This is a genomic window from Mycobacterium sp. TH-M11 (assembly GCF_057473725.1).
The window spans coordinates 1-3,846 of the sequence record NZ_JBYCLD010000285.1; the positions used below are offsets into that span (position 1 = coordinate 1).

A 3,846-nucleotide genomic window follows, 5' to 3' on the forward strand; every position below is an offset into this window, starting at 1 on the left:
TGCTGTCGGCGCCCAGCCGCGGCCGACCCGGACGCACGGTCGGCAGGCCACGCCTTTTCCGTCCGGCATACAAGACACTTTTAGGTGGGTCGGGTCCCTGACGAGCAGCGACTTTGCTATCCAACCTCGCTCACGTCGCGAGGAGATCGAGCATGACATGGCTGGCGACTTTGGCTCCGAACGGGATCGCCGCGATGTCGACCCGGTAGTCCGGGCTGTGCGGCGAGTACGGGAAGAACTTTCCGGCGGCCAGCGCGTCGGCGCACACCTGCGGGTCGGCAACCCCGACGAACAGGTACGCCAGCGGCACGTCATGGTGGGGGCCTTTGAGCAGCTGGCAGTCTTCCGACGCCGTCACCGGCGGCAGCTGCGTGAGGACGTGATCCGACCCGAGCACCTTGCCGAGCGCCGCGGCCAGGCGGGCGCATAAGGTTTCGTCGTTGACCAGCGGTGTGCAACCGCCGGGAAGCGTGATCTGGGGAAGCTGGTCTTCGGCCATCCCATAGGTGTGCGCGATGCCGTTGCAGACGGCCTTGATCCCGTCGAGGAGTTGATCGCGTACCTGCGGGTTGAACCAGCGCAGGTTGGCCTTCAGCAGCGACTGCGCTGGGATGACATTGTGAGCCGAGCCGGCCTGCACCGCACCGACGGTCAGCACCGCGGTCTCGTGTGGGGCGATCATCCGGCTGACGATCGTCTGGAATTCGACGACGGCCAGGGCGGCCATCAGCACCGGGTCCTTGGCCAGCTGCGGCATCGACCCGTGGCCGCCGACGCCGCGAAATACGATGTCCACCTGGTCGGAGCCGGCCATGGTGGGGCCGCCGGCGGCGGCCACCATGCCGACCGGGGCAGGCGCGGTGTGCATGCCGACGAGGCGATCCGGTCTGGGCACCACGTCGTAGAGGCCGTCGTCGACCATGGCGTGCGCGCCAGCGATCAGTTCCTCGGCCGGCTGGCCGACGAGCACAGCGGTGCCCGACCATGCGTCGGTCGCGCCGGCCAGCACCTTGGCCATTCCCAACATCCAGGTGACGTGGGCGTCGTGCCCGCACACGTGCGCTACCGGTAACGGGGTGCCGTCTGCACCGGCGACTGTTACCGAGCTCGCGTAGTCCAGGCCGGTGTTTTCGGCAACCGGCAGGGCGTCCATGTCGGCGCGGTACATGACGGTCGGCCCGGACCCGTTGCGCAGCACTGCCGCAACGCCGGTGCCGCCGATCCCGGTCTCCACCGCGAACCCCAGCCCAGTCAATTCCCGGGCGACGATCCCTGCAGTGCGGGTCTCGGCGAACCCCAGTTCGGGATGGCGGTGCAGGTCTTTGAACAGCTCGACCAGGCGAGCTGCATCGGCGTCGACGGCGGTCTGCACGCGCTCTGAAAGTGTGGTCACGGTTGCGAACTCTCCCGGGTTGGGGCGGGCCGGTCGAACACCGGTCAGCGTAACGGCCGTCTCGGGACCGCGGGCGACGAACACAGCCCTTGACTGTGACCCCACTCACAGTAGAATGACCAGTGGTCACTGGTGCAAGGAGGGTCACATGCCGACGGTCACCTGGGCTCGCGTCGACCCCGCGCGCCGCGCAGCGGTGATCGAAGCCGCGGAAGCGGAGTTCGGTGCGCACGGCTTTTCCGGCGGCAGTCTGAATGTGATCGCGCGACGGGCGGGCGTGGCCAAAGGCAGTTTGTTCCAATACTTCGCCGACAAGCGCGACCTGTACGCGTACATCGCCGACGTCGCCAGCCAACGGATACGGGCCTACATGGAGGCCCGTATCGGTGACCTGGACCCGAGTCGGCCGTTCTTCGATTTCCTGACCGACTGGCTCGACGTATGGATCGCCTATTTCGCCGACCATCCGCACGAACGTTCACTGCACGCGGCCGCCAGCCTGGAGGTTGACACCGATGCCCGGGTCAGCGTGCGCAGCGTCATCCATCGCCACTATCTGGAAGTGCTGCGGCCACTGGTGCGCGAGGCGAAACTGCGCGGCGACTTCCGCAAGGACGCCGACACCGAAGCGTTGATGTCGTTGCTGCTGTTGATCTTTCCGCATCTGGCGTTGGCGCCGTACATGCGCGGATTGGATCCGGTCCTGGGTCTGGACGAGCCCAGCCCGGAGCAGCCGGCCTTGGCGGTGCGCCGCCTGGTCGCGGTCCTGTCGGCGGCCTTCGTTTCCGTAGACAGCAAAAGTGTTCGTATCGAATAAGATCTGAGGAGCTCTGATGACACGCATTGGTTCGAATTCGCTCAAGGCCGGCGGGCTCAGCTGGGACAGCTTGCCGCTCAAGCTCTTTGCCGGCGGCAACGCGAAGTTCTGGAATCCCGCCGACATCGATTTCTCCCGCGACCGCGCCGACTGGGAGAAACTGAACGACGACGAACGTGATTTCGCCACCCGGCTGTGCGCGCAGTTCATCGCCGGCGAGGAAGCGGTCACCGAGGACATCCAGCCGTTCATGGCCGCGATGCGGGAAGAGGGCCGGCTCGGCGACGAAATGTATTTGACCCAGTTCGCTTTCGAAGAGGCCAAGCACACCCAGGTGTTCCGGCTCTGGCTTGATGCGGTCGGGATGACCGAGGACCTGCAGGGCTACCTCGAGCCGCTGCCGGCGTACCGGACGATGTTCTACGACGAACTGCCGGACTGCCTCAACGCCCTGTCCTCGGACGCCTCACCGGCGGCCCAGATCCGGGCGTCGGTCACCTATAACCATGTCGTCGAGGGCATGTTGGCGCTCACCGGCTACTACGCCTGGCACAAGATCTGCGTGACACGCGGAATACTGCCGGGGATGCAGGAATTGGTGCGCCGCATCGGTGACGACGAGCGCCGCCACATGGCGTGGGGCACCTTCACCTGCCGCCGTCATGTCGCCGCCGACGACGCCAACTGGACGGTGTTCGAGAACCGGATGAACGAGTTGATGCCGATCGCCCTCGACGCCACCGTGCAAGGCTTCGCGCTGTTCGAGGTGATGCCGTTCGACCTGGTGCAGGACGAGTTCATGCAGTACGCCGCCGACAAGGGGATGCGGCGCTTCGGCACGATCTCCAGCGCGCGCGGCCGCCCGCTCGGCGAGATCGACGTCGACTACTCCCCGGTGCAACTGGAAGACACTTTCGCCGAGGAGGACGAGAAGTCGCTCGCGGCCGTCTAGTTTCGTCGAGATCGACGCCACCGCGGGAAAGGTCGAGAAGGTCCCGCGCCAGCGTCGATCTCGACGCGTACGCTTCAGCCCACCCACACCGTTTTGGCGTTGCAGAACGCGCGGATGCCGAGGTTCGCGAGTTCGCGGCCGTAGCCGGACCGCTTGACACCGCCGAACCCGAGTTCGGGGTAGGACACCGTCATCCCGTTGATGAACACCTGGCCGGCCTCGATGTCGTCGATGAACCGCTCCTGCTCGGCCTCGTCGTTGGTCCACGCGTTGGAACCAAGGCCGAACGTGGTGGCGTTGGCGATCTCGATCGCCTCGTCGATGCCCGACGCGCGGTACATCGAGGCGACCGGGCCGAACACCTCTTCGGTGTATAGCGACATGTCCTTGGTGATGTCGGTGACCACCGTCGGCGGGTAGAACCAGCCGGGCTGGTCGGGCACCTTGCCGCCCAGGCGGACTTTCGCGCCCGCGGCGACGGCCTCGTCGACCTGCTGGGCGATCTCGTCGCGGCCGGACTCGGTGGCCAGTGGACCCACATCGGTGTCCGGATCGGTCGGGTCGCCGACCTTGAGCGCGGCCATCTTCTCCACGAACTTGTCGACGAACGCGTCGTAGATGTCGGTGTGCACGATGAATCGCTTGGCCGCGATGCAGGACTGGCCGTTGTTTTGCACCCGGGCG

Annotated in this window: 4 protein-coding genes; 2 read left to right on the forward strand and 2 right to left on the reverse strand. The window is 66.2% G+C overall.

The features are described 5' to 3' along the window. Positions 1 to 130: 130 nt before the first annotated feature. Entirely contained in the window at positions 131 to 1,393 is a 1,263-nt protein-coding gene (locus AC2VOG_RS11805; RefSeq protein WP_486940082.1) for an amidohydrolase, read from the reverse strand. 148 nt (positions 1,394 to 1,541) lie between these two features. Here AC2VOG_RS11805 and AC2VOG_RS11810 point away from each other — a divergent pair, with 148 nt between their 5' ends. Together AC2VOG_RS11810 and AC2VOG_RS11815 are read left to right on the forward strand one after the other, a co-directional pair. Further along, positions 1,542 to 2,210, forward strand: a complete 669-nt coding sequence (locus AC2VOG_RS11810; protein WP_486940083.1) for a TetR/AcrR family transcriptional regulator — start codon at positions 1,542 to 1,544, stop codon at positions 2,208 to 2,210. Positions 2,211 to 2,226: 16 nt separating this feature from the next. Continuing rightward, positions 2,227 to 3,162, forward strand: coding sequence for a R2-like ligand-binding oxidase (locus tag AC2VOG_RS11815; protein WP_486940084.1), 936 nt, complete (start codon positions 2,227 to 2,229; stop codon positions 3,160 to 3,162). A gap of 74 nt (positions 3,163 to 3,236) precedes the next feature. Here AC2VOG_RS11815 and AC2VOG_RS11820 read toward each other — a convergent pair. Beyond that, a partial coding sequence (locus tag AC2VOG_RS11820; RefSeq protein WP_486940085.1) for an aldehyde dehydrogenase family protein occupies positions 3,237 to 3,846 on the reverse strand: 610 nt, incomplete at its 5' end.